The 24,112-nt window shown below is 71.8% G+C and carries 9 protein-coding genes; 7 read left to right on the top strand and 2 right to left on the bottom strand.

Annotated features, from left to right (window positions below):
- Positions 1-33 precede the first annotated feature (33 nt).
- Positions 34-13,008, bottom strand: coding sequence for a non-ribosomal peptide synthetase (locus EMA17_RS03400; RefSeq protein WP_160161297.1), 12,975 nt, complete (start codon positions 13,006-13,008; stop codon positions 34-36).
- 442 nt (positions 13,009-13,450) lie between these two features.
- On the opposite strand from EMA17_RS03400, the gene EMA17_RS03395 reads away from it, so the two are divergent.
- Genes EMA17_RS03395 through EMA17_RS03385 form a run of 3 tightly spaced genes read left to right on the top strand, consistent with a single transcriptional unit; the run spans position 13,451 to position 17,728 of the window.
- Positions 13,451-14,713, top strand: a complete 1,263-nt coding sequence (locus tag EMA17_RS03395; protein WP_160161296.1) for a LeuA family protein — start codon at positions 13,451-13,453, stop codon at positions 14,711-14,713.
- On the top strand, positions 14,697-16,679 hold the full coding sequence (locus tag EMA17_RS03390) for an aconitase family protein (RefSeq protein WP_218042609.1): 1,983 nt from the start codon (positions 14,697-14,699) through the stop codon (positions 16,677-16,679). The genes EMA17_RS03395 and EMA17_RS03390 overlap by 17 nt, the downstream gene beginning before the upstream one ends.
- The gene (locus tag EMA17_RS03385; RefSeq protein ID WP_126635327.1) at positions 16,676-17,728 is read left to right on the top strand and encodes an isocitrate/isopropylmalate family dehydrogenase; all 1,053 of its coding nucleotides are present in this window, start codon (positions 16,676-16,678) and stop codon (positions 17,726-17,728) included. Before EMA17_RS03390 ends, EMA17_RS03385 begins: the two co-directional genes overlap by 4 nt.
- A 32-nt stretch (positions 17,729-17,760) precedes the next feature.
- Here the strand turns inward: EMA17_RS03385 and EMA17_RS03380 are convergent, their stop codons facing one another.
- Positions 17,761-18,750, bottom strand: a complete 990-nt coding sequence (locus tag EMA17_RS03380; protein WP_126635326.1) for a helix-turn-helix domain-containing protein — start codon at positions 18,748-18,750, stop codon at positions 17,761-17,763.
- Between the two features lie 284 nt (positions 18,751-19,034).
- On the opposite strand from EMA17_RS03380, the gene EMA17_RS03375 reads away from it, so the two are divergent.
- The 4 genes from EMA17_RS03375 to EMA17_RS03360 all read left to right on the top strand — a co-directional run bounded on the left by EMA17_RS03375 (position 19,035) and on the right by EMA17_RS03360 (position 24,093).
- Positions 19,035-20,165: a S8 family peptidase gene (locus EMA17_RS03375; protein ID WP_246126410.1), complete on the top strand. Its 1,131-nt coding sequence runs from the start codon at positions 19,035-19,037 to the stop codon at positions 20,163-20,165.
- Between the two features lie 62 nt (positions 20,166-20,227).
- Positions 20,228-21,691: an alkaline phosphatase family protein gene (locus tag EMA17_RS53765; RefSeq protein ID WP_246126409.1), complete on the top strand. Its 1,464-nt coding sequence runs from the start codon at positions 20,228-20,230 to the stop codon at positions 21,689-21,691.
- Positions 21,692-21,796: 105 nt separating this feature from the next.
- Complete coding sequence (locus EMA17_RS03365) at positions 21,797-23,068, top strand: MFS transporter (RefSeq protein ID WP_246126408.1); 1,272 nt, start codon at positions 21,797-21,799, stop codon at positions 23,066-23,068.
- A complete protein-coding gene (locus tag EMA17_RS03360) occupies positions 23,065-24,093 on the top strand; it encodes a TolB-like translocation protein (protein ID WP_170222090.1) in 1,029 nt (342 codons plus the stop codon). Before EMA17_RS03365 ends, EMA17_RS03360 begins: the two co-directional genes overlap by 4 nt.
- Positions 24,094-24,112: the final 19 nt, after the last annotated feature.

Raw genomic sequence — 24,112 nt, 5'->3', positions numbered from 1 at the left:
GCGCAAGCGAACGTCCCCGCCCGCCGGGGCCGGTCATTCGCCGGTGACCACGTGGGACACCTCCTTCGCGTGGTCCTTGACGAAGTAGTGTCCTCCGCCGTCGATCACGTGCAGGGTCACGTCGTGGGCGTAGCGCTCCCAGGCGCGGTAGCCCGTCGTGTAGCCCTCGGTGAGCGGGTCGGCGCTGCCCATCACGGCGCGGATCGGGGTGCGCAGCCGCTCCCGGTCCGTCGCGGTCTCGCGCAGGAACCGCGTGGCCTCGGCCATGTCGTGGCGTACGACGGTCAGGACGCGGTGGCGATCCGTGTCGTCCAGGGCTCCGGAGAAGCCGCCCAGCGCGTGCAGCGTGGCGTAGAGCTCGTCCTCGGCCACGTCCGCCCGCGGGGCGTCGGCCGCGTCGGCCTCGGCGCCCCCTGGCAACGCGGCGCCCAGGACGATCCGCGAGGGGGCGGCGTCGCGCTCTTCGAGGAGGCGGGCCACGCGGACGGCGAGGAGCGTGCCCGCGCAGTGCCCGTAGAGCGTGTACCGGCCGCGCACGGTCCGGGCGATCTCCTTCGCCAGCAGCTCGGCGGTCTCGGCCCAGGGCCGCAGGGGCTCGTCGGGTCGCACCGGGTCGTGTCCGGGCAGCTCGACGGCCCAGAGGTCGGCGCGTTCGGGAAGCTCCCGGGCGAGTGCCCGGTACGCGGTGGCGTTGCCGCCGCCGTACGGGATGCAGACGACGGTGTGCTCCGGGACCGTCCCGTCCTCGGGTTCGGGGGTCAGGCGGTGCAACAGCCCGGATGCGTCCGCCGTCGAGACCAGACATGCGGCCAGTCGACGGGGGGTGGGGTTCTTGAAGACCTCGACCACGGGCAGCCCCCGGCCGATCGCACGGGCCAGGGCGACCGCCTTGAACGAGTCTCCCCCGGCGTCGAAGAAGTCGTCGTCGACGCCCACGCCGTCCTGGTCGAGGTCCAGGACGCGGCTCCACGCGCGGACGACGTGCAGTTCCACGGCCCCGGAGGGCCCGGCGGCGGCGGTGCCCGACGGGGTGCGCGTGGGCGCGGGCAGGGCCGCGTAGTCCAGTTTGCCGTTTCCGGTCAGCGGGATGGAGTCCAGCGACACGAAGGCGGCGGGGACCATGTGGTCGGGCAGTACCCTGCGCAACTCGGCGCGCAGCACAACCGGTTCGGGCAGATCCCGGGCGCCGGCCCGAACCACGTAGGCGATCAGCGCCTTGTCCCCCGCCGCGTCCACGCGCACGGCGACCCGTGCGTCGGCCACTTCGGCACGCGCGAGGAGTGCCGCCTCGACCTCGCCGGGTTCGATCCGGAACCCGCGGAGCTTGATCTGGTCGTCCGAGCGCCCGACGTATTCGAGCCGTCCTGCCCGCGTCCAGCGGGCCAGGTCGCCGGAGCGGTAGAGGCGACCGCCGGGCGGCCCGTACGGGTCGGCGACGAACCGCGCCGCCGTCAGTCCGGGACGGTTCAGATAGCCACGGGACAGCTGGCCGCCGCCCACGTACAACTCCCCCACGACCCCCGCGGGTACGGCCCGCAGGGCCCCGTCGAGCAGGCGCACGTCCAGTCCGGGCAGGCCGACACCGATCGCACCGCCCGCGCCGCCGGGTACGAGCGCGGGATCGAGCGGGCCGTGGGTGACGTGCACGGTGGTCTCCGTGATGCCGTACATGTTCACCAACCGCGGGGCGTCGGCGGGGTGCCGCTCGTACCATTCGGCCAGACGCGCCGAATCCAATGCCTCGCCACCGAACACCACCGTGCGCAGGGCCGCTCCGCGACCGGTCGCGGGGCTCTCCCGGTCCGCGCGGATGAGCTGGTAGAAGGCGGACGGGGTCTGATTGAGCACCGTCACCCCCTCGCGCACGAGCAGCGCGAGGAAGTCGTCCGGCGACCGGCCGATGTGCTCCGGCACCGTCACCAGGCGCCCGCCGTGGAGCAGTGGTCCCCACAGTTCCCACACCGAGAAGTCGAAGGCGGGCGAGTGGAACATCGTCCACACGTCGTCGGCGCCGAAGTCGAACAGGTCCCGGGTCCGGGTCATCAGGGCGAGTACGTTGCGGTGGGTGACCACGACGCCCTTGGGACGGCCCGTGGAGCCCGAGGTGTAGATGACGTAGGCCGCGTCGTCGGGGCCGTGCGTGCCGCGCTCGTCCGCGTCGAGGTCGTGGCCCGGCAGCGCGGCGAGCGCCGCGTCGGAGCCGGGGCCCCCGACGACCACGCACGGCGGCCCCGACGGCGATCGGTCGGCGAACGAGGCGTCGGTGACGACGAGCCCGGGATTCGCGTCGCCGAGCATGTACGCGATGCGGTCGACCGGGTGGCCCGGGTCGACCGGCAGGTACGCGGCGCCCGTCTTCAGGACCGCGAGCAGCGCGACGACCAGTTCGGCCGAGCGGGGCAGCGCCACCGCCACCGGCCGGCCGGGCCCCGCGCCGTGCCCGCGCAGCAGGCGGGCCAGGCGGTTCGCGGCGGCGTTCAGCTCCGCGTAGTCGAGCGTTCGTGCTCCCCCGGTGACCGCGGGGCGCCGCGGGTGCGCCGCCGCCGTCGCCTCGAAGGCCTGCGCGAGGGTCAGGTCGGGGACGGGCCCGCCGGGGCCGCCCGCGCGCGACCAGGCACTCAGGCGCAGTCGCTCCCCCGGTTCCAGTACGTCCACCGCGCCGACGCGCCGCGCGGGATCGGCCACGAGTTGTTCCACGACCCGCACGAAGCGGTCGGCGAGGCGTTCGGCGGTGTCCCGGTCGAACAGGTCGGTGGCGTATTCGAGGTGGCCGACGATGCCCTGGCCGGCCGACTCGGCGAGGTTGAAGATCAGGTCGAACTTGGCGACGCGGCCGCGCAGCGGCTCGAAGGCCACCCGCAACCCGGGCAGCACGACGTTCTCACGCGTGAAGTTCTGCCAGGCGAGCATCACCTGCACCAGCGGCGCGTAGGACGTGGAGCGCTCGGGGTTGAGGACCTCCACCAGGCGTTCGAAGGGCAGGTCCTGGTGGTCGTAGGCGTCCAGCGACTTGCCGCGCACCTGATCGAGCAGGTCCGGGAACCCGGGGTTGCCCACCATCCGCACGCGCAGGACCCAGGTGTTGACGAAGAAGCCGATCAGGTCGGCGAGGTTGTCGTCGGTGCGGTTGGCGATGGGGGAACCGATGGCGATGTCGTCACCGGAGCCCAGCGCGTGCAGCAGGACGGCGAGCGCGGACTGGAACACCATGGACGCGGTGGCGCCGCGGCCGCGGGCCAGTTCCTCGACGGCGGCGGCCGTGCGCGGGTCGATGGCGAACTCCACGACGTCGCCCCGGTGGCTCGCGACGAGCGGGCGCGGGCGGTCGGTGGGCAACGGAAGAGGCTGCGGCAGACCCGCGAGCTCTCCCTTCCAGTAGTCGAGTTGCGCGGTCAGGAGGCTGTCGGGGTCGTCGTGGGAGCCGAGCAGTTCGTGCTGCCACAACGTGTAGTCGGCGTACTGTACGGGCAGTTCGCGCCGACGCGGCGCCTCGCCGCGCAGGCGGGCGGTGTAGGCGGCGGACAGGTCCCGGGCCAACGGCGCGAGGGATTCTCCGTCGGCGGCGATGTGATGAATCATCAGGAGGAGGACGTGTTCCTCGGCGGCGAGGCGCAGGAGCGTGGCGTGGATCGGGATCTGCGTGGCCAGGTCGACGGGGCGGGACGCCGCCGAGGCCAGAACCTCGTCCAGGTCCCGAGACGCGACGTCGACGACGGGCAGGTCGATGGTGGGCTCCCCGGCGGCCAGGACGTACTGGTGGGGCTCGCCCGCGGCGTCCTCGGGAAACAGGGTGCGCAGGCTCTCGTGGCGCGTCACCACGTCGCGAAGTGCCTCGGCGAGCGCGGCCGCGTCGAGTCGGCCGGTCAGGCGCAGCGGGAACGGCGAGTGGTAGGTGCTCGATCCGCCCTCGAACTTGTCCAGGAACCACAGGCGGCGCTGTGCGAAGGAGAGCGGCACGGTCTCGGGGCGCGGTGTGGCACGGCGCAGCGGGGTGCGGGTACGGGGGTCGTGCGGCAGGTGCTCGACGAGTTCGGCGACCTTGGGGGCCGCGAACAGGACGCGCAGTGACAGTTCGACGCCCAGGACGGAGCGGACCCTGCCGGCCAGACGGGTCGCCAGCAGGGAGTGGCCGCCCAGGTCGAAGAAGTCGTCGTCGATACCGACCCGGTCCAGGCCCAGCACCTCGGCGAACAGCCCGCACAACAACTCCTCCAGCGGGGTGCGCGGGGCCCGCCCGGTGGCTGTCGGCGCGAAGTCGGGGACGGGCAGGGCTCGCCGGTCCAGCTTTCCGTGGGGTGTCAGGGGCAGTGCGGCGACGGCGATGACGGCGGCGGGGACCAGGTGGGCGGGCAGTCGCTCGCCGAGCCCGCCGCGGAGCGAGCCGACGAGCACGTCGATGCGGGACGCGGTGGACGGGTCGGTGGCCAGGTCCCGATCGGGGCGTGCGGTGGTCGCGGGGCACAGGGCGATGGGCCGGTGGCCGCGTGGGAGGAGCACGGCGTCGAAGCGTTCGGCTCCTGTCGCCGACCAGGTGAGCCGGGCGGTCAGGGTGCGTTCGGCCGCCCAGACGAGCAGGTCGTGCGGGTCCAGGGCCGCGCCGACGGCGTCGGTGTGCCCGGCGGCGGGGCGGGTCGGGCTCCCGGTCGCGGGACCGGTCGGCGCCGGCTCCGCCGCGAGTGCCGCCTCCGCGCCGAGCCGGGCGTTGGGGATGCCCGTGACGACCAGCGCGCCCTCGCCGTCGCGGGTGCGCCACAGCCGGTCCAGGTCGTCCGGACCCGCTGCCTCCGGGCCCCACGGCACACGCCGAGCGTCGCCGAGGGTGAGGGCGCCGGCGACCGGATCCGGGCGCAGCACGACGTCGTAGCGGTGCCGGGTGAGTTCGTTGTGGATTCGGCCGGGCTTGAGCGCGACGTCCACGCTCGCGACGCCGTGCCGCCGGGCCCAACGCGTGAACCACTCGGGGTCCAGGGCCAGTTCCGGTTCCAGGAGGATGGCGCGCCGGACCGCGGTGCGGGCCGCCGCCGGGGAGTCGTCCGGACGCCGGGCGCGCTGCGTTCCGGCGCGGAACAGCCACAGCGTGGCCGCGTTGCGCACGTCGCCGACGAGCAGCCGTCCGCCGGGCGCGAGCAGCGGCAGTGCCCGGGCGAGCACCCGGTCCAGGTAGTCGGCGTCGGGGAAGTACTGCGCGACGGAGTTGAGTACGACGACGTCGAAGCGGCCGTGCGGCAGGCCGCTCGCATCGTCGGCCGGCTGCCGGCGCAGCGTGCACCGATCGGCGTACCCGGCCCGCTCGACCTCGCCGGCGAGCCGTTCGATGGCCTCGACGGACAGGTCGGTGCCCCAGTACTCGTCGACCCGTGCGACGATCGCCGACATCAACAGGCCGGAGCCCACGCCGAGTTCGAGCACCCGGCGCGGCTCGCCCGCGGTGATCAGGTCCACCGTCGCGGCCCGCCACTCCCGCATGTCGGCCGCCGGGATCGGCCGGCCCGTGTAGCTGGACTCCCAGCCCGAGAAGTCCTCCCCCCAGGGGGCACGCGGCTCGGCGTAGACCCGGTCGTAGATCTGCTCCCAGCCCTCGATCCGCTGTGCCTCGTCGACGGCGGGGGGAAGGTCGGCGCCGGGCACCACGTAGCCGACCAGGCGTCGCTCGCCGGTGCGGTCCGCGACGATCGTCACGGCGGACTGGGCGACGCCGGGGTGGGCGCTCAGGGCGGCCTCGACCTCCCCCGGTTCGACGCGGAAGCCGTTGATCTTCACCTGCGAGTCGGCGCGGCCACGGAACTCGAGCCGCCCGTCGGGGGTACGCACGACGATGTCGCCGGTGCGGTACATGCGCTCCCCCGCGGGCCCGAACGGGCAGGCCACGAAGGACCGGGCGGTCCGGGCGGGGCGCCCGAGGTAGCCGCGGGCCAGGCCGGTGCCCGCGAGATACAGCTCGCCGGGGACCGAGTGCGGCACGGGTCGCAGGGCCGAGTCCAGGACGTAGGCGCGGGTGTTGCCCCTCGGCCGGCCGATGGGCAGCGTGTGGGGTACATCAGCGGTGGCGGGAACGGGGTGGTAGACGGAGAAGCTGGTGGTCTCGGTGGGTCCGTACGCGTTGAAGATCGCGGTGTCGGGGCAGGCGGCGGCGACCCGGGCCACGGCGGTCGGGGACAGCACGTCGCCGCCGACCAGGATCTCGCGCAGGCCCGCGAAGCTCTCCGGCGCGCTCTCGGCCACCACCTTGAACAGTCCCGCCGTGAAGCACGCGAGCGTCACCCCCCGGGCGGCGACGAGATCGGCGAGTGTGGTGGTGTCCAGGGGACCGGGCGGGGCGAGGACGAGGGTGCCGGCGCGCAGCAGCGGGGTCCACAGCTCGTAGGTGGAGGCGTCGAAGGCCTGTGCGCAGTGCATCAGGATCCGCTCGTGCGGGCCGTTCGCGAAGCGGCGGTCCAGGGCGAGGCTCGCCACGGCGCGGTGTGTGACGGCGACGCCTTTCGGGGTGCCGGTGGAGCCGGATGTGTACATGACGTACGCCAGTTGGTCGGGATGGTGCCGTCGTCGCGGGGCGCGATCGGCGGACCGCGCGATCTCCTGTCGGACGGCGGGCTCGTCGATGATCAGGAACGGGCGGATGTCCGGCGGGAGTTCCGCGGCGAGCCGGGTGTCGGTGAGGATCATGGCGGGGGCGGCGTCGCGCAGCATGAACGTGAGTCGTTCGGCCGGGTAGTCCGGGTCGAGGGGTACATAGGCGCCCCCGGCCTTGAGGATCGCGAGCGTGGCGACGATCAGGTCGGCCGAACGCGGCAGCGCGAGCCCGACCGGCGTGTCCGGGCCCACGCCTCGTGCGGCGAGGACCCGGGCGAGCCGGTTGGAGCGGGTCTCCAACTCGGCGTAGGTGAGCTGCCGTTCGCCGTCGACGACGGCGACGGCGTCGGGGGCCTCGGCGGCCCGCGCGGTGAACAGTTCGCCGAGGGTGCTCTCCGGCAGTGCCGTCGCGGTGTCGTTCCCTTCGGTCAGGAGCCGGTCGCGGACGGCGCCGGTGACGATGTCGATCGCGCCGACCGGTGTGTCGGGGTCCTGGGTGAGACGGCGCAGGATCCTCGCGTACGCGGCGGCGATCCCGCTCGCGCGCTCGCGGTCGAAGAGGTGGGTCTGGTACTGGACGGCCACCTTCAGGTGCGGTTCGGCGAGGGCGACGACCGCCATCGGGTAGTGCACACCGGTGAGCGGGCTTAGGCCGGTGATCCGGATTCCGGCGGCCGATGTCGCCTCGCCGAGGGCCGCGCCGTCGACGGGGTACGACTCCAGGACCACCATCGTGTCGAACAGGGTGCTCAGGCCGAGGTCCTGTTGGATGTCGAGGAGGCCGTGATGCTGGTGGTCCTGCAGGATGCCCTGTCGGCGGTGCAGTCCGGTCAGGATCTCGCGCGGCGTCCGGCCGGGGGCGCAGTCGACGCGCACCGGAAGCGAGTTGATGAACAGGCCCACCATCGCGTCGACCTCGGGGAGTTCGGGCGGCCGTCCGGAGACGGTGGTGCCGAAGACCACGTCCTGACGCCCGGTCAGCCCGGCCAGGAGCACCGCCCAGGCACCCTGGAGCAGGGTGCTGGACGTGACTCCCAGTTCGGCCGCGGTCCGGGCCGCGTCCCGCGCCGCCTGCGCCGACAGGGGTACCTCGATCAGCTCGATCCCCGTGCCGTGCCCGTCTCCGGGCGCGTCGGGGACCAGCAGGGTCGGCTCCTCGATCCCGGCCAGTTCCCGGGCCCAGGCGTCGGCCGCCGCCTGCCGATCCTGCCGCGCGAACCAGGACAGGAAGTCGCGGTAGCCACGCACCGCGGGCAGCGCCGTGCCGTCGCCGGCCGCCGCGTACAGACGTGCCAACTCCTTCATCAGGAGCGGCACGGACCAGCCGTCGAACAGTATGTGATGGGCCGCCAGGACCAGTTCCCAGCGGTCCGCCGCCAGTTCGACCAGGGAGAGCCGCAGCAGTGGCGGCGTCGCCGGATCGAAGTACGCGCTGTGGTCGGCGGCCAGGAAGCGCTTCAGTTCCGCGTCCCGGTGCGGCGCGTCGAGCGTGCTCAAGTCCAGGTGGCACCAGGGCAGTTCCACCCGCTCCGGCACCACTTGGCGCCACTCGCCCGACCTGTTCGCGGGGTAGGCCGCGCCGAGGTTGGGATGCCGGTCGAGCAGGGCCTGCCCGGCCGCGCGCATGCGCTCCGGCTCCACCTCGCCGGACAGGTGGAAGGTGAGCTGCATGTGGTACGCGTCGAAGGACCCGGCACCGGTGAACATGGTGTGGAACAGCAGACCGGACTGCATCGGGGTCAACGGCCAGACGTCGATCAGCCTTCCGTACCGCGCCTGCCACAGGTCCAGTTCGGCCTGGTCGATGTCCACGAGGGCGGTGTCGGACGGGGTCGGCCCGCCGGCGTCGGGGCGGCTGCCGTGGTCGGCGAGCGCCTCCAGCGCCGTGCGCCACAGGTCCGTCAGGTCCTGTACGTCACGGCGGGACAGCAGGGACTCGGGGAAGCCGATCCTGGCCTTCAGGCACGGACCCTGGGCCGATTCGTCGACGTGGACGTCGATGTCCAGCGACGCGGGTGCGGGCATGTCCGGATCGGGCTCGGGGATCGGGCCCGTGGTGCCCGCGCTCGGCGTGAAGCCGAGGCCGTCGAGGTCGTCGGACGTGCTCCCGGCCGCCGCGGACCGGCCCGCGTAGGTGAAGGCGATCTGCCCGGTGGAGTACCGGCGCAGGGCTTCGCCGGTCTCGGCGTTGAGGTGGCGCAGCAGCCCGTATCCGATGCCGTTGTCCGGGATGCCCGCGAGTTGTTCCTTGACGGCCTTGACGGCGGCGCCGGCGGCCGACCCGCCCTCGAGCGCTTCGTCCAGGTCGATCCCGTGCACGTCGAGGCGGACGGGGAAGACGCCGGTGAGCCGGCCCACGGTACGGGACAGATCGGCGCCCGGCACGGTCGTCTCCTCCCGCCCGTGGCTCTCGACCCGCAGCAGGAGCGAGGTCTCGGCGATGCCGCGACGCTCGCGCCACCGGGCCACCGCCAGTGCGAGTGCGGTGAGCAGACCGACGTCGACACCGCCGCGGAACGCGGTGGGCACGGTGGTCAGCAGGGTCCGCGTACAGGGCGCGGGCAGTTCCAGGTGTACGTACCCGACCGTGGACGTCACGTCGACGGCCGGGTCGAAGGGGCGCGGGCCCAGGTCGGGGTCGGGTCCGGTGACCACGCGTCGCCACAGGGCGAGTTCGCCGGTGCGCCGGGGCGAAGCCGCCTCCTCGGTGAGGGCGTGCGCCCAGCGGCGTACCGACGTGGCGACCTCGGCGAGGCACGGGGCGCGGCCGTCGCGGACCTGCCGCCAGGCGGCGGCCAGGTCCGCGAGCAGGATGCGCCAGGAGACGTCGTCGACGACGAGGTGGTGCAGGACGATGCTCAGGCGACCCGCGGTTCGCGGGCCCGCGTCGAACCACACGAACCGGGCCATCACCCCGGCTTCCGGGGCCAGTCGGTCGGCCGCGTCGTCCGGTTCCTCGCGCGCCCGGTCGGACCGATCCCGGCCCCGATCGCCGTCGACGGGGACACGGCGGATGCGCCCCGCCACATCGACGGCCCCGGGCGGGGCCACGTCGAGCCCCGTCGCCTCGTCGCCGTTCACCAGGGTCGAGCGCAGGATGTCGTGCCGGTCGACGACCGCGGCCAGCGTCGCGACCAGACCGGCCTCGTCGATCCCGAGGGGCAGATCGACGGTCGTCGTCGCGGCGAGCCGGCCGTGGCCGCCGCCCGCGCGCAGCACGTGGTGGGCCGCCGGGAGCAGTGGCGTGAAGCCCACGCCGCCCCCGGGCAACTCGGCGAGCACCGGCGTGTGGCGCGCGTCGCCGGCCACCTCGGCGAGTTCGGCCACGGTGCGGTATTCGAAAATCTGCCGGGGTGTGATCTCGACGCCCTGTGCCTTGGCTCGCGAGACGACCTGGATCGAGCGGATGCTGTCGCCGCCGACGGCGAAGAAGTCGTCTTCGACGCCGACCCGTTCCAGACCCAGTACCTCCGCGTACACCCCGGCCAGCACCTCCTCGACGGGAGTGCCCGGGGCGCGGTAGGCACCGACGGTGACCTCCGGTTCGGGCAGGGCCTTGCGGTCCAGCTTGCCGTTCGGGGTCAGCGGGAGCCGGTCGACCAACGCGAACACCGACGGCACCATGAACTCGGGCAGCCTGGCGGCCGCGAATCGGCGCAGTTCTCGCGGCGACACGGTCCCCTCCAGGTCGAGGAGCGGTTCGCCGAGGCCGCCCGCGGCGCCGAGACCGGAGGGGCCGGCGCCGACGGGCACCGCGTACCCCACCAACTGCCGCTCTCCGGAACGGTTGGCGCCGACGACGACCACGGCCTGCGCAACGCCCGGGTGTGCGGTCAGCACGGCCTCGATCTCGCCGGGCTCGACCCGGATGCCGCGGATCTTGACCTGGGCGTCGGTGCGGCCGAGGTATTCCAGGTGCCCGTCGGCGTTTTGGCGGGCGAGGTCGCCGGTACGGTACATGCGCGCACCGGGCGGCCCGTAGGGATCGGCCACGAAGCGCTCGGCGGTCGGGCCGGGGCGGTCACGGTATCCGCGCGCGACGTGGCCGCCCACGTACAACTCGCCCGGCATGCCCGGCGGTACGGGCGCCAGACCCGGGCCGAGCACGTAGGCGCGCATGTTGCCCAGCGGCACACCGATCGGAGCGGTCACCGCTCCGGGCCGGTCCTCGCCGACGGTGTGGGTGGTGGCGTAGAAGGACTCGGTCTGGCCGTACGCGTTGACCACGCGGGCGCCGGGAATGGCCTCGCGTGTGCGCCGTACGAGTGCGGCGGGCAGCGCCTCGCCCGCCAGCACGACGACGTCGGCCCGCAGCGCGTCGCCGCACCGGTCCAGCAGTGCGGTCAGGACGGACGGGACGGTGCTGATCACACCCCCTCGCCAACCACCGCGTTCGGCGATGGTCGGCACGTCCGGGACGACCTCGACCGTGCCCCCCGCGGCCAGGGTGGTGATCACCTCGAAGACGGAGACGTCGAAGTTGATCGAGGTTCCGGCGAGGGTACGGGTGCCCGCGTCGATACCGACCTCGTCCCGCAGGCGCAGCACGCCGTTGACGATGTCGCGGTGGGTGAGGGTCACGCCCTTGGGCGTGCCGGTGGAGCCCGACGTGTACATCACGTACGCGGCGTTCGCGGGCCGTACCGGCATCGGCGCGGGAGCCGGCTCCCGGGCCGTGCTCGTGAAGTCGACGTCACCGAACAGCAGACGCGGTATGCCGGTCCGTGGGAGGACGGATGCCGTGTCCGCGTCGGTGAGCACGAGCGCGGGCCGCGCGTCGGCCAGGATCAGGTCCAGTCGGGTGCCGGGGTACCGGGGATCGATCGGCAGATAGGCGGCCCCCGACTCCAGCACGGCCAGCATGCCCACGATCAGGTCGATCGAGCGTGGCAGCGCCAGCCCCACCAGGGTCTCCGGGCCGATGCCCCGGCCGGTCAGCTCCCGGGCGAGGCGGCCCGAGCGCGCCGCCAGCTCGGCGTAGGTCACGCGCCGATCCTCGAAGAGCACCGCGACCGCGTCCGGATGCGCCGCCGCCGGGCCTGCCAACAGTTCCGCAACGGTCACCTCGGGCAGCTCGGCCGCCGTGCCGTCGGCGATGCCCGGCACCTGCTCGCGCGCACCCGGCCCCAGCAGGTCCATCGAGCCGATCGCGGCCTGCGGGTGGCGTGCCGTGCCGCCGATGCAGGCGACCAGGCCGGCGGCGAAACGACGCACGTCGTCCGCGCTGTACAGGGTGCTGTTGGCGTCCACCCGGATGTGCAGGCCGCTCTTGGCGCGGCTGTCGTAGTAGACGGCGAAGTGCAGGTCGTCGAAGGCGCCCCAGGAGGAACCGGGTTGCCCGTGCGCGCTCGCACCCGCGTAGTCGACCACCGGTGCGACGAAGGGGAGGATGCTGAGGGTGACGCCGAAGGGGCCGGCGACCGACCCCGTGTCGGGGCTCCCGGCCGCCGAACGGATGTCGGAGACCTGGTGCGTGGAGTGCCGCCCGACCTGCCACAGCTCGTCGGAGACCGTGTGCGCGAAGTCTCGGAACCGCGTGGCCAACGGGGCGTGCACGCGGAAGGGCAGGGAGGTCGAGTAGGAACCGTAGAAGTCCCTCGTGGCCTTGGTGCGGCCGAGGGCCATCATGGAGAAGGTGAAGTCCCGGCGCCCGCCCACGTGCCGGAAGAAGACGGTGGCCGCGGCGGTCAGGAAGGCGGGCATGCGCAGGCCGATGGCCGCGGCGGCCTCGAACCACGCGTCCGTCTCCCGTGTCGGCACGGCCAGTTCGTGGTGCAGCACCGAGGGGCGGCCGGCGCTGCGCCGGCCCGGCAGCCGTAGCGGTTCGGGCGCGTCGTGCAGACGCGTTCGCCAGAATTCGGCGTCCTCGGCGAACTGCGGAGAGTTCCGGTGGCGTAGGTCTTCCTCGCGGATCAGCTCCGGTGCGCCGTGGGAGCGCTCCGGTATCGGCGCGCCCTGCTTCAGGGCCCGGTAGCACTCCGCCGTTCGGAACGGCAGGAGCCGGGTCAACGTGTAGCCGTCGGCGACGATGTGATGGGCGGCGAGGAACACCAGGTGACGCGAGTCCGACACGCGGACGATCCCGGCCCGGAACAGGAGGTCGTGTTCCAGGTCGACCGGCTCTCGCTCGATGGCGTCGGCCCACGCGTGGGCCGCCGATTCGGGGTCGTCGGCAGCGCTCACGTCGTGGAAGGAGGGCGTCCAGGTGTCCGTGTCGCCCTCGCGGACCACTTGCCGCAACTCGTCCCCGAACTGCCGGAAGTTCACCCGTGCGGTGCTGTTCTCGTGGAAGACGACGCGCAGCGCGGCACGCAGCAGTTCCACGTCGACATCGCCCACGACGATCCACCTGGACCCGGGGATGTTCGGCACATCCGGCGCGATCTTCTGAGCCAGCCACAGGCTCTCCTGCGCTTGTGAAACGCCAATGGAACGCACCGGATTCGGCTCCCTCGTAAAAACGCGTCGGAACAGGCTGAAAAGAGCGTGGTGAGATCGCGAGATCACCACGAACGTGCGCGCTCCACTGTCGTTCCACCTGCCACGGGCTGCCCGCGGTCGTGCTCTCCGCCCATGCGGATTCCCCGAATTCGGAATCCCGTATTCCGGAACTCGGCTCCCCCGACCGGCTGTCGGACCCTGGAAACATGATGCGAGAAAGTGAATTCGACGCAACCGGCCCTGTCCCGGTAACAGGACGGATCCGGAAAAGCGGACGAGGTCCGTCCACTTCGTACTCGGCGGGCGCAATGGCCGGTACGTCTCGAAGCATTGATTCCCCCGAGGGGCATCCCGGATCCTGTCACGGTGCATACTCCGGCTTCCCGAGTGTCCACCCCGGTCCCGCCGAAGATCCCGCCCCATCGCAAAGGAGGTCGAATTGAACGGCACGACCGGCCGGAGCGCATATCCGAGCCCCGACATCTGGTTCAACTGGAACACCATGGTCGTCGACGCCGCCCCGCACCCTCCGGCGTACTCCGGAACGTTCTTCGACGAAACCCTCCGCGATGGGGTGCAGGCACCCCACATCAGAAATCCTTCGCCGGCTCAGAAAAGGGCCCTGGTCGACCACATGGCGCGCGCCGGGGTGCGCTCCGCCGACCTGGGTTTCCCCGGCGCCGACCCGGAAACGCTCGGTGAATGCGTGGCCCTGGCCCGCCACATCATCGCTTCCGGACACCCGATCGTCCCGGGCTACGCCGGCCGCACCCACCCCGCCGACATCGCCGCGATCCGCGAGATCGCGGCGCGGGCCGAGACCGCGGTGGACGCCTACGTCTTCGTCGGCGTGAGCCCCATCCGGCAGTACGTCGAGGACTGGAGCATCGCCGGCATCCAGCGCAACATCGTCGATTCGGCCGCGGCCTGCGGGCACGGCGAGGTCGACTTCGTCCTGGTTCTGGAGGACGCGGTGCGATGCACCCCGGAAGTCCTCGGGCAGGTATACGACGCCGCGATCGATTCCGGAGTGACCCGGCTGACCCTGTGCGACACCGTCGGAGCGGCCCGCCCGGAGGGTACGGCCGCGCTGCTCCACTGGACCTCTCGGTACTTCCGGGACCGGCAGCGGCCCGTCGACCTGGAGTGGCACGGTCACAACGACCGGGGACTCGCCCTGGCCAACTCCCTGACGGCGCTGGCCCTGGGCTGCACCCGGGTGCACGGCACCATCCTGGGAATCGGCGAGCGCGCGGGGAACGCCTCTCTGGACCAGCTCATGATCAACAGTCATCTCGACGGACACGGGCCGTACGACCTGAAGGCGCTCAGACAGTACGGCGAATACGCGGCGCACGTGCTCGACGTGGACATCCCGCAGAACTACCCCGCGCTGGGCCGGGACGTCTTCAAGACCAGCGCCGGTGTCCACGCCTCCGCGATCCTCAAGGCCCACCTCAAGGGCAACACACTCGTCAAGGACAGCGTGTACTCCAGCGTCCCGGCCGGCTACCTCGGCCGCGAACAGGAAGTGCTGATCGATCAGGCGTCGGGCACCAACAACGTCCGCTACTGGCTGACCGTGCACGGCTACGACAGCACCGACGCGTCACTCCTCAAAAAGATCCTGGACGGCTCGAGGGTCAATCGGGGTCCCCTCACCGACGAACAGATAGGGCGGATCATTGCGACCGCGGAATGACCCCCGGGACGAGTCCGCGGAGCGCCGGATCGGCCCACACGGCAACGTCCTCGTCCTGACCGAGAACACCGATCTCGTGGCCGACCAATTGTCGGGCGATTCGGCGCTCGGCACCGCCGAACTCCTGCGCGCGCCGCTGATGAACAACATCTCCACCGACGAGATCATCCCGGGCTGGTGCTGTTACCGGTACGACGAGAAACTCGGCGACTACGCCTACCTGGGACTGCGGGACAAGAAGGTCGCCGAGGGCGCGCTGAAGTCACTCGCGCCCCGGATCATCGTCAGCGGCGAGGCGAAGGGCTGCGGCTCCTCCCGGGAGCACGCCGTCTACGCGGAGAAGTACGCCGGCGTCGAAGTCGTCTTCGCCCGCTCCTTCGAGCGCATCTACGAGCAGAATTGCCGCAACGTCGGCATCGTCACCTGCACCGACTTCGACGTGCTGGAGTCCCTTCTCGACGGCGAGGAACTGCCGCTCGCCGCGTTCACCCGACGTGCCAACAACATCGAGCGCGCCATCGTCGACCTCGGGGGCCTGTTCGGCTTCAATCGCCAACGCTCGGTCCTCACCCCCGAGTTCGCTCCCGCGCGCCCGCTGAACGTCGTGGAGAAGATCCTTCAGCGTGCCCTGTCGCCGCGCAACCCGCTCCCCGCGAACGCCTCGGTGAGCGTCGGCGAGTCGTACTTCGTCACGACGGACGTCCGATTCTCGCACGAGTACGTCACCCCCATGGCCGCAGGCATGTTCACCCGACAGTTCGGACCGCACGCCCGGCTCGAACAGCCCGACACCTGCTACTTCTTCCAGGACCACCTCTCCCTGGCCGCCCCCGTCCTGAGGCGCCGGGAGAACGGTGACCGGCTGATCGCCCGCGTCGAGGACCTCGGGGTCCGGCAACGGGAGTTCGCCGAACTCGGCGGCGCACACTTCATCGGCCCCCGCGAGGGCGGCGGAAGCCGGGCGATCTGTCACAACCACATCCTGGAGCACGTCGCCCGCCCGGGGGACGTGATCATCGGTACCGACAGCCACACCTGCACGGGCGGCGCCGTCGGCGCCCTGGCCTTCGGGGTGGGCGCCACCGACATCGCCAACGCCTGGTACAACCGGGAGACCCTGGTGAAGGTGCCGGCCGTCGTCCGGGTCGAACTCGACGGCACACTGCGCCCGGGCGTCTGCGCCAAGGACGTCATGCTCGGCCTGCTGGTCCACCCCGGGATCGAGGGGAGCCGGACCCTGGGCAAGGTTCTCCTGTTCACCGGCTCCGGCGTGGGGTCCATCGGCATGGACGAACGCGCCACCCTGTGCAACATGGCGGTGGAGGCGGGGGGCATGACCGCGTTGTTCGAAGCCGACGACGTCACCCACGCCCACCTGGCCCGCCGCACTCCGGCGACTCCCGCCGGCGCCGTACCGTCCTCGGACCCCGGCGCACGATACGACTCCACCGTCACCGTGGACCTGGGCTCCGTCCAGCCCATGGTGGCCCTGCCGGGAGACCCCCGCAACGCCGTCCCGCTCGCCTCGGTGCGCGAGGACGTCCGCGTCGACAAGGTGTACGGCGGTTCCTGCACCGGCGGCAAGGCCGCGGACATGGACATGTACGCCGACGTCTTCAGGCTCGCCCGCGACCAGGGGCGATCGGTACCCGCCGAGGTCCGGGCATACATCCAGGTCGGCAGCGAGGCCGTGCTGAACCACGCCGTCGAACGCGGCTATCTCGACCTCTTCGAGCAGGTCGGCGTCACCGTCCTGCCGCCCTCCTGCGGCGCCTGCATCAACGCCGGGCCGGGTGTCTCGGAGCGGCCCGACGAAATCACCGTCAGCGCCCAGAACCGCAACTTCCCCGGACGGTCCGGACCCGGCCGGGTCTATCTCGCCTCCCCGTACGTGGTCGCGGCGAGCGCCATCGCGGGGCGGCTCAGCTCCGTGGAGGACATGCTCGCCGGCGGAGCGCGGACATGAGGATCGCCGTGATTCCCGGGGACGGAATCGGCGGCGAGGTCGTCCCGGCCGTCCTGCCCGCTCTCGAACTCCTCGGCGAGCACTTCGGACTGGACCTCTCGTACCGGATCTTCGACTGGGGCGCCGAGCGGTGGCTGGCCGAGCGCGTCGGCCTGCCGCCCGACGCGCTCGACCTGCTCGCCTCCGACTACCCCACCATTCTCCTCGGCGCCCTGGGCGACCCCAGGATCCCCGACATGGCACACGGTCGCGACATCTTGCTGGGCCTTCGTCGAGGCCTCGACCTGTACGTCAACCACCGGCCCTTCACCCCGCGCGGCAGCGACCGGGCGATCGCCCTGTTCCGGGAGAACACCCAGGGCCTCTACGCCGGAGTCGGCGGCACCGTCTCACACGGGAGGCACCCGGCCGTGGCCATCGACGAATGCGTATACACCCGGGAGACCGTCGAGAAGTTCCTCCGCTACTGCCTGCGCACCCTGAGCGAGAGCGGTCGCGAACGGGTCACCCTGGTGCACAAGAGCAACGCGGTCCCCCACACGGGTCGCCTCTGGCAGGAGGTCTTCCGTGCCGAACTCGCCCGTTTTCCAAAGCTGGTGGGCAACGAGGAGTACGTCGACTCCTTCTGCTACCACCTGGTGCGCGACCCCTCGCCCTACGACGGCGTCGTCGCCTCCAATCTCTTCGGCGACATCATCAGCGACATCGGTGCGGCCCTCATGGGCGGACTCGGGCTGGCCGCCAGTGCGAGCGTGTGCCCGGAGACCGGCTGTGCCCTGTTCGAGCCGGTACACGGAAGCGCGCCCGACATCGCGGGCCGGGGCATCGCCAATCCGTACGCCGCGGCGACGGCGGTCGCCCTCATGCTCGACCATCTCGGCCATCTCCCGGCGGCGGCCTCGCTGCGCCGGGCACTGGCCGCCGCGGCGCGCACCGACTCCGCCACCCCGGACCTGGGCGGTCACGGCACCACCGGCACCTTCATGGCGGAAGTCATGACCCGGCTGGAAAAGAACCTCGCCGACGCCCGACCCGAGCCCCACGCCTGATCGTCCCGGTCGTGCGGTGGCCGGTACCGGGCTCAGATCCAGCCCTTTCGGGCCGCGTACAACGCCAGTTGGAAGCGGGTGGTGGAGCCGGCGCTGCTGTTGAGGTGCTCCAGATTGCGCGACAACGTTCGGCGGCTGATGCCCAGGAGTTCGGCGATGGCCTCGTCCGTCAGACCACTGCCGAGCAGTTCCAGGATGCGGCGGTGGATCGGGCGCAGCGCTGGCGGCACCCGACCGCCCAGGTGCAGCGGGAAGGCCGCCCGCCACGAACTCTCGAACAGCCCGATCAGGGCGGTGAGCAGACTCGACGCACGCACGATGAGCAGCGAGTCGTTGATGTCGGCCTCGACGAACGACATGGACACCAGGGCCAGTCGCCGATCGAAGATGGTCAGCTTCACGGGCACGGTCGGCAGGACCCGGGCCTGCTCGCCGGCGGCTATGCAGGGCTTGATGTTGCACTCGTAGTAATGCGCGTTCTGCACGGCGGACTTCGAGTACACGATCCGATACGCGACGCCGTGTTCGAGGTTGCGCTCCTCGACCTCGTTCGACACGCCGCCGGTGTGGTACGGCGGCGAATCGAAGCGCAGCACCTCCGTGGTCGCGGTGTGCTCGGAGAGGCGGATGCGCTCCTTGATCCGTGCCCCGGTGAGCACCTCGATCATGTCGTCGGTACCGGCCTGCTGCGGGTGGACCGAACGCCGGTAGCCGCGATAGGCGTCGATCGCCGCCAGTTGGGCCTGGCGCAGTTCGGCGGAGCGCACGTGCGCGAGGCGTTCGATGCCGATGCTCGGTTCGATGGGGACGACCGCCGCCGGGGCGGGCCCGGCCGCGGAGGCCAGGCCCAATTCGACCAGGCGGGCCACCGACTCGTCCACTTCTTCGGGACCCATCCCCAGGCGGGCGGCCAGGTTCGCCGTCCCGGTCGGTCCCGTACCGAGCATCGCCCGGTAGACCAGCGCCTCACGATCGGAAAGGCCGAGTCGGCCCAGATGTTTCGGTAGATCCTCGTCGCGCATCCTCGTCCTTTCGCCTGCCTGTTGCCGCCCGCGGCGATGCGTTCACGGCGCGGACACGGTGGCCGATCCGGAGGCAGCATGACAGCGCGGCCGTCCGGTTGGGCCGAAGTGCCCAATTCCGCCACTGGCGATCATGTGCCGCTGCGCGGTGCGGATCGGGAGTAGACCATGCACACCCCCGAATTCCGGGGCGTTCCCTCCTCCCCCTGGGAGCAGTTGTGCGCATACGCATCCGAAGGCCGACCGCTGCCATCGCCGCGGCGGTGGTCCTTCCGCTCCTGCTCGTGTCACCCGTTCACGCCGTGGCCCGATCGACGGCTCCCGGCGGTACCGAGGGCGCTTCCGTCACCGGTCGGCACATCGTGGTCCTCAAGGACGAAGCGGCGTCGCCGGAGACGGTCCGCGCGGAGTCCGCCCGCATCGCGGCGTCGTACGGCGGCGTCGTGCGGGCCACCTACGGCGCGGCGCTCGCCGGGTTCGCCGCGGAGCTGAGTCCGGCGCAGGCGCGTCGGATCGCGACGGATCCACGCGTGGCCTACGTGGAACCGGACACCGCGGTGCGGGCGTCCGCCTCGACCACCCAATCCGACCCGCCGTCCTGGGGTCTGGATCGGGTGGATCAACGCAAGTTGCCGCTCGATCACTCCTATACCTACGCGAACACCGCGAGCAACGTCACGGTGTACGTCCTCGACAGCGGAATCCGCACCTCGCACGGGCAGTTCGAGGGGCGGGCGAGCGTGGGCGTCGACGAGGTCGGCGACGGCCACGACGGCCAGGACTGTCTCGGTCACGGCACGCACGTGGCCGGCACCATCGGCGGCCGGGACCACGGGGTGGCCAAGGGTGTGCACCTGGTGTCGGTGCGGGTCCTGGACTGCAACGACAGTGCCAGCAAGTCGGGCATCATCGCGGCCGCCGACTGGATCACCGCGCACGCGGTGAAGCCGGCCGTGGTCAACATGAGCATCAACGGCTCCCGCAGCACCAGCGAGGAGAGCGCGATCAAGAAATCGATCGCGTCCGGTGTCACGTGGGTCGTCTCGTCCGGGAACGACGGCACCAACGCGTGCCGCAACGCGCCGGCCGCGGTCGAGCAGGCCATCGTGGTGAACAACTCCGACTCCAATGACCGGCGCCGCTCCGACTCGAACTACGGGTCGTGCACCGACCTGTTCGCGCCGGGCACCGGCATCGTGTCGGCCTGGAACTCCACCGACACGGCGACCAAGAGCAGGACCGGAACCTCGATGGCGGCACCGCACGTGACCGGCGCCGCCGCCCTGTGGTTGTCCGAGCACCCCACGGCGACCCCGGCCGAGGTGGAGAGCGCCCTGATCCGGCAATCCACCCCCGACCGGATCTCCGACGCCCGCTCGGGTACCCCCAACCGCCTTCTCTACACCGGCGGTTGAGCCGAGGGCACGGCACCGGCCGCACTCCCGATGGAAACCCGTCCCCTATGAGGAGGTCCCCGATGCGGATCCCACGCATCCCGGCCAGGCTCGGCATCCCCGCGTTGGCCGTACTGGTCGTCGGAGCCGCCGCGCTGTCCCCCACGGCGCAGGCGAAGGAACAGTCCGCCGCGAACCCGGCAGCCGCACCCGCCGCCGCGTCGGCCGTACCCGAGTTCGATCATGTGGTGATCGTGCTCTTCGAGAACACCAACTACGAGACCATCAAGGGAAGTTCGAAGGCGCCCTACTTCAACTCCTTGGCGCAGCAGGGCACGTTGTTCACCAACTCGTTCGGGATCACCCATCCCAGCCAGCCCAACTACATCGGGCTGTTCTCCGGCTCGCAGCACGGCGTGACCGGCGACGACTGTACGAACCTGACCGGCGACAACCTCGGACAACAACTCGCGGCGGCGGGCAAGACGTTCAAGGCGTACTCCGAGGGCCTGCCCAAGGCCGGCTCCCGGGACTGCAAGAGCGGCAAGTACCGCCGCAAGCACGCGCCCTGGGCCAGTTTCGCGAACACCGCGGGGGCGAGCACCCACGTACCGTTCTCGGCCTTCCCGACCGATTACAGCAAGCTGCCCGACGTGTCGTTCGTGGTGCCGGACATGTGCAACGACATGCACGACTGCTCGACCGGCACCGGCGACACCTGGCTCCAGCGCAATCTCGACGGATACGTGCAGTGGGCCAAGACCCACAACAGCCTGCTGATCACCACCTTCGACGAGGACGACTTCCGCTCCGTCAACCAGATCCACACCGTCTTCGTCGGCGACCACGTCAAGGCCGGTCACCAGTCCTCCGGCTCGATCAACCACTACAGCGTGCTACGCACGCTCGAGGACATGCACGGCCTGCCCGCGCTGGGTGAGGCGGCCCGCAAGTCACCGATCACCGACGCCTGGTCCGGGTCGACCCCGGGCGGCTCGACGCTGTTCGCCGACGACTTCGAGGCCGATCGGGGTTGGACGGTGAACTCCGCCGGCGCCGACACCGCCACATCCGGAGCCTGGGAGCGGGGCGACCCCGAAGAGACTCGATCCACCTACGGTCCCAAGCAGGTCAAGCAGTTGGGCACCACCGTGTCCGGGACCGGCGCATTGTCCACCGGTGCCCGAGCCGGCGCCGACTACAGCTCCAACGACCTGGACGGGGGCGTGAGTTCGGTGCGCTCGCCGGAGATCGCCCTGCCCGCGGGCGGGTCGGCGCCGAACCTGCGGTTCTCGTACAACCTGGCCCACGCGAACAACTCCGACGCGGACGACTACATCCGCGTCCGGGTGATCGACGGTGAGCAGACCACCACGGTGTTCGAGCGCACCGGTTCGCCGGACGAGGTGGCCGGCGCCTGGCAGAACGCCACGGCCGACCTCTCGGCCTTCTCGGGTCGGACGATCCGGCTGGAGATCCAGGCCGCCGACGGCGGCACGGCCAGTCTCGTCGAGGCCCAGGTCGACGACGTGACGATCACCGGCTGAGCCGCACCACCCGCAGTCGATCGGCCCGGTGGCCGCGCCCCGATCGTGGCCACCGGGCCGATCTCGTCCCCCTCCCGCTCGGCATCCGAGAAGGTGAACGCACCCGTGTACCTCTCGACCATCGACCGGCCGGCCAAGGACGCCGCGCGCTCGCGCCGACCACGCCGCCCGCCGGCCGGGATCAGCGCCAACGTGCTCGCGCTCGGCGCCGTAAGCCTGTTGACCGACGTCTCCTCGGAGATGGTCACCGCCGTACTGCCGCTGTACTTCGTCCTCGCCCTGGACATGAGCCCGGCCGCGTACGGCGTCATGGACGGCCTCTACACCGGCGCGACCGCGCTGCTGCGGCTGGTCGGCGGCTACGTGGCCGACCGCACCCGCCGGCGCAAGCGGGTCGCCGGGGTCGGTTACGCGATCTCCGCGCTGGCCAAACCCGCCCTGCTCCTCGCGGGCGGATCGACGCCGGCGCTGGGCGCGGTGATCGTCGCGGATCGAGCCGGCAAGGGCCTGCGATCGGCCCCCCGGGACGCCCTGATCACCCTTTCCACACCGGAACCGATGCTCGGTCGGGCGTTCGGCGTGCATCGCGCCATGGACAGCGCGGGCGCGTTCGCCGGACCGCTCGTGGCGCTGGGCCTGCTGGGTGCCGTCGGGGCGGCCTCCCCGGCCGCGTTCGACGCGCTGTTCATCACCAGCTTCTGCGTCGCCTGCATGGGTTTGCTGACGCTGATGCTGTTCACCCGCGACCGGCGCGAGCGGACATCGCCGACGGAGCCGGTCACCGCGCGCGCCGCGCTCGGCCTGCTCGGCTCGGTCCGGGTGCGCCGTCTGGTGTACGCGGCGGCCCTGCTCGGCCTGGCCACCATCGGCGACGGTTTCGTCTACCTCGTGCTGATGGATCGTCAGGGATTTTCGGCGGGCTGGTTTCCGCTGTGCGCCGTCGGGACGAACCTCGTATACCTGACGCTCGCGGCGCCGTTCGGTGCGCTGGCCGACCGCTGGGGCCGCAAACGTATGTTGTTGTGCGGCTACGCGGCGCTGTGCGTCGGCTATCTCCTGCTGTTCGGCCCGCTGTCCGCGACGTGGACCACCGTGCTCGTGTTGGGTTGCCTGGGCATGTTCTACGCCGCCGCCGACGGCGTCCTGATGGCGCTCGCCGGCCCGGTGCTGCCGGCGTCGCTGCGCACCACGGGACTGGCCCTGGTCCAGACCGCACAGGCGCTGGCCTATCTCGTCTCGTCGGTCGCGTTCGGCCTCGCCTGGGTGAGCCACGGCCCCGCCACCGCGACCAGGTTCGCCGCCGGCGCGGTACTCGCGGCGATCGCGGTCACCGCGGTCCTGCTCCCCGAACCCGCCGCCGAGGAGGCCCACGCATGAGTGCGCGCATTCGTATCCTGATCGCCGTCGTCGGATTCGTCTCGTTGGTGGCGATCTCGCTCGTCGCGATCGGATCCGCCGCCGAGCCCACCCGGCGGGCCGCGCACGCCGGTACACCGGGCGCGGTGACCCTGGACCCGGGGCCGCGCCTGATCGCCCGCAGCACCGCGCGCGACACCCGCGATCACCTGGTCGCGGTGGCCGCGAACGATCCCGGCGGGCCCCGCACCGTGGCCGATACCTCGTGCGTACGGGTGTCCGCGGCCGGCGGTACCGGAATCTGCCTGCGCCTGGGCGAGGGCCTGCGCACGTTCGAGGCGGTCGTTCTGGGCCCGGACGGGACCGAGCAACGCGCACTGCCACTGGTGGGCGTGCCCAACCGGGCCCGGGTCTCGCCCAGCGGCCGACTGGTCACCTGGACGGTGTTCGTCACCGGCGACTCCTACAACGGGGGCCGCTTCGCCACCCGCGTCGGCATCCTCGACACCGGCAGCGGGGACCTGATCTCGACCCTCGAGGACTGGGCGGTCAGCGTCGACAACAGGCCGTACCGGGCGGAGGATCTCAACTTCTGGGGCGTCACGTTCGCCCCCGACGACCGCTACTTCTACGCGACCATGTCCACGGCCGGCCACCGCTACCTCGTGCACGGCGACCTGAGCACGCGCAGCATCCGCACCGTCCGGGAGAACGTCGAGTGTCCCTCGCTCTCGCCCGACGGCACCAGGCTGGCCTTCAAGGCCGCGGTGGCCGGCGATCCGAACCGCGGCTGGCGCCTGTCCGTTCTGGACCTGGCGGGCGGCAGGGTGACCCCGCTCGCCGAGACACGTTCGGTCGACGACCAGGCCGCGTGGATCGACGACCGCACCGTCGCCTACGGAGTCCGCCGAGGGGGTGGGCACGCCGATGTCTGGCAGGTCCCGGCGGACGGATCGGGCGCCCCGAGCAAGCTGATCCCCGACGCGGACTCCCCCGCCACACTCGCCGGCCCCGTCGACCCCTCCTCGGACCGTCCCGCGACCTGAACGATCCCAGCCCGCGCGT

The organism is Embleya hyalina (genome assembly GCF_003967355.1).
Taxonomy (GTDB): Bacteria; Actinomycetota; Actinomycetes; order Streptomycetales; family Streptomycetaceae; genus Embleya; species Embleya hyalina.
Note: the sequence above shows the minus strand (reverse complement) of the source record. Positions and strands in the feature narration are given on the sequence as shown.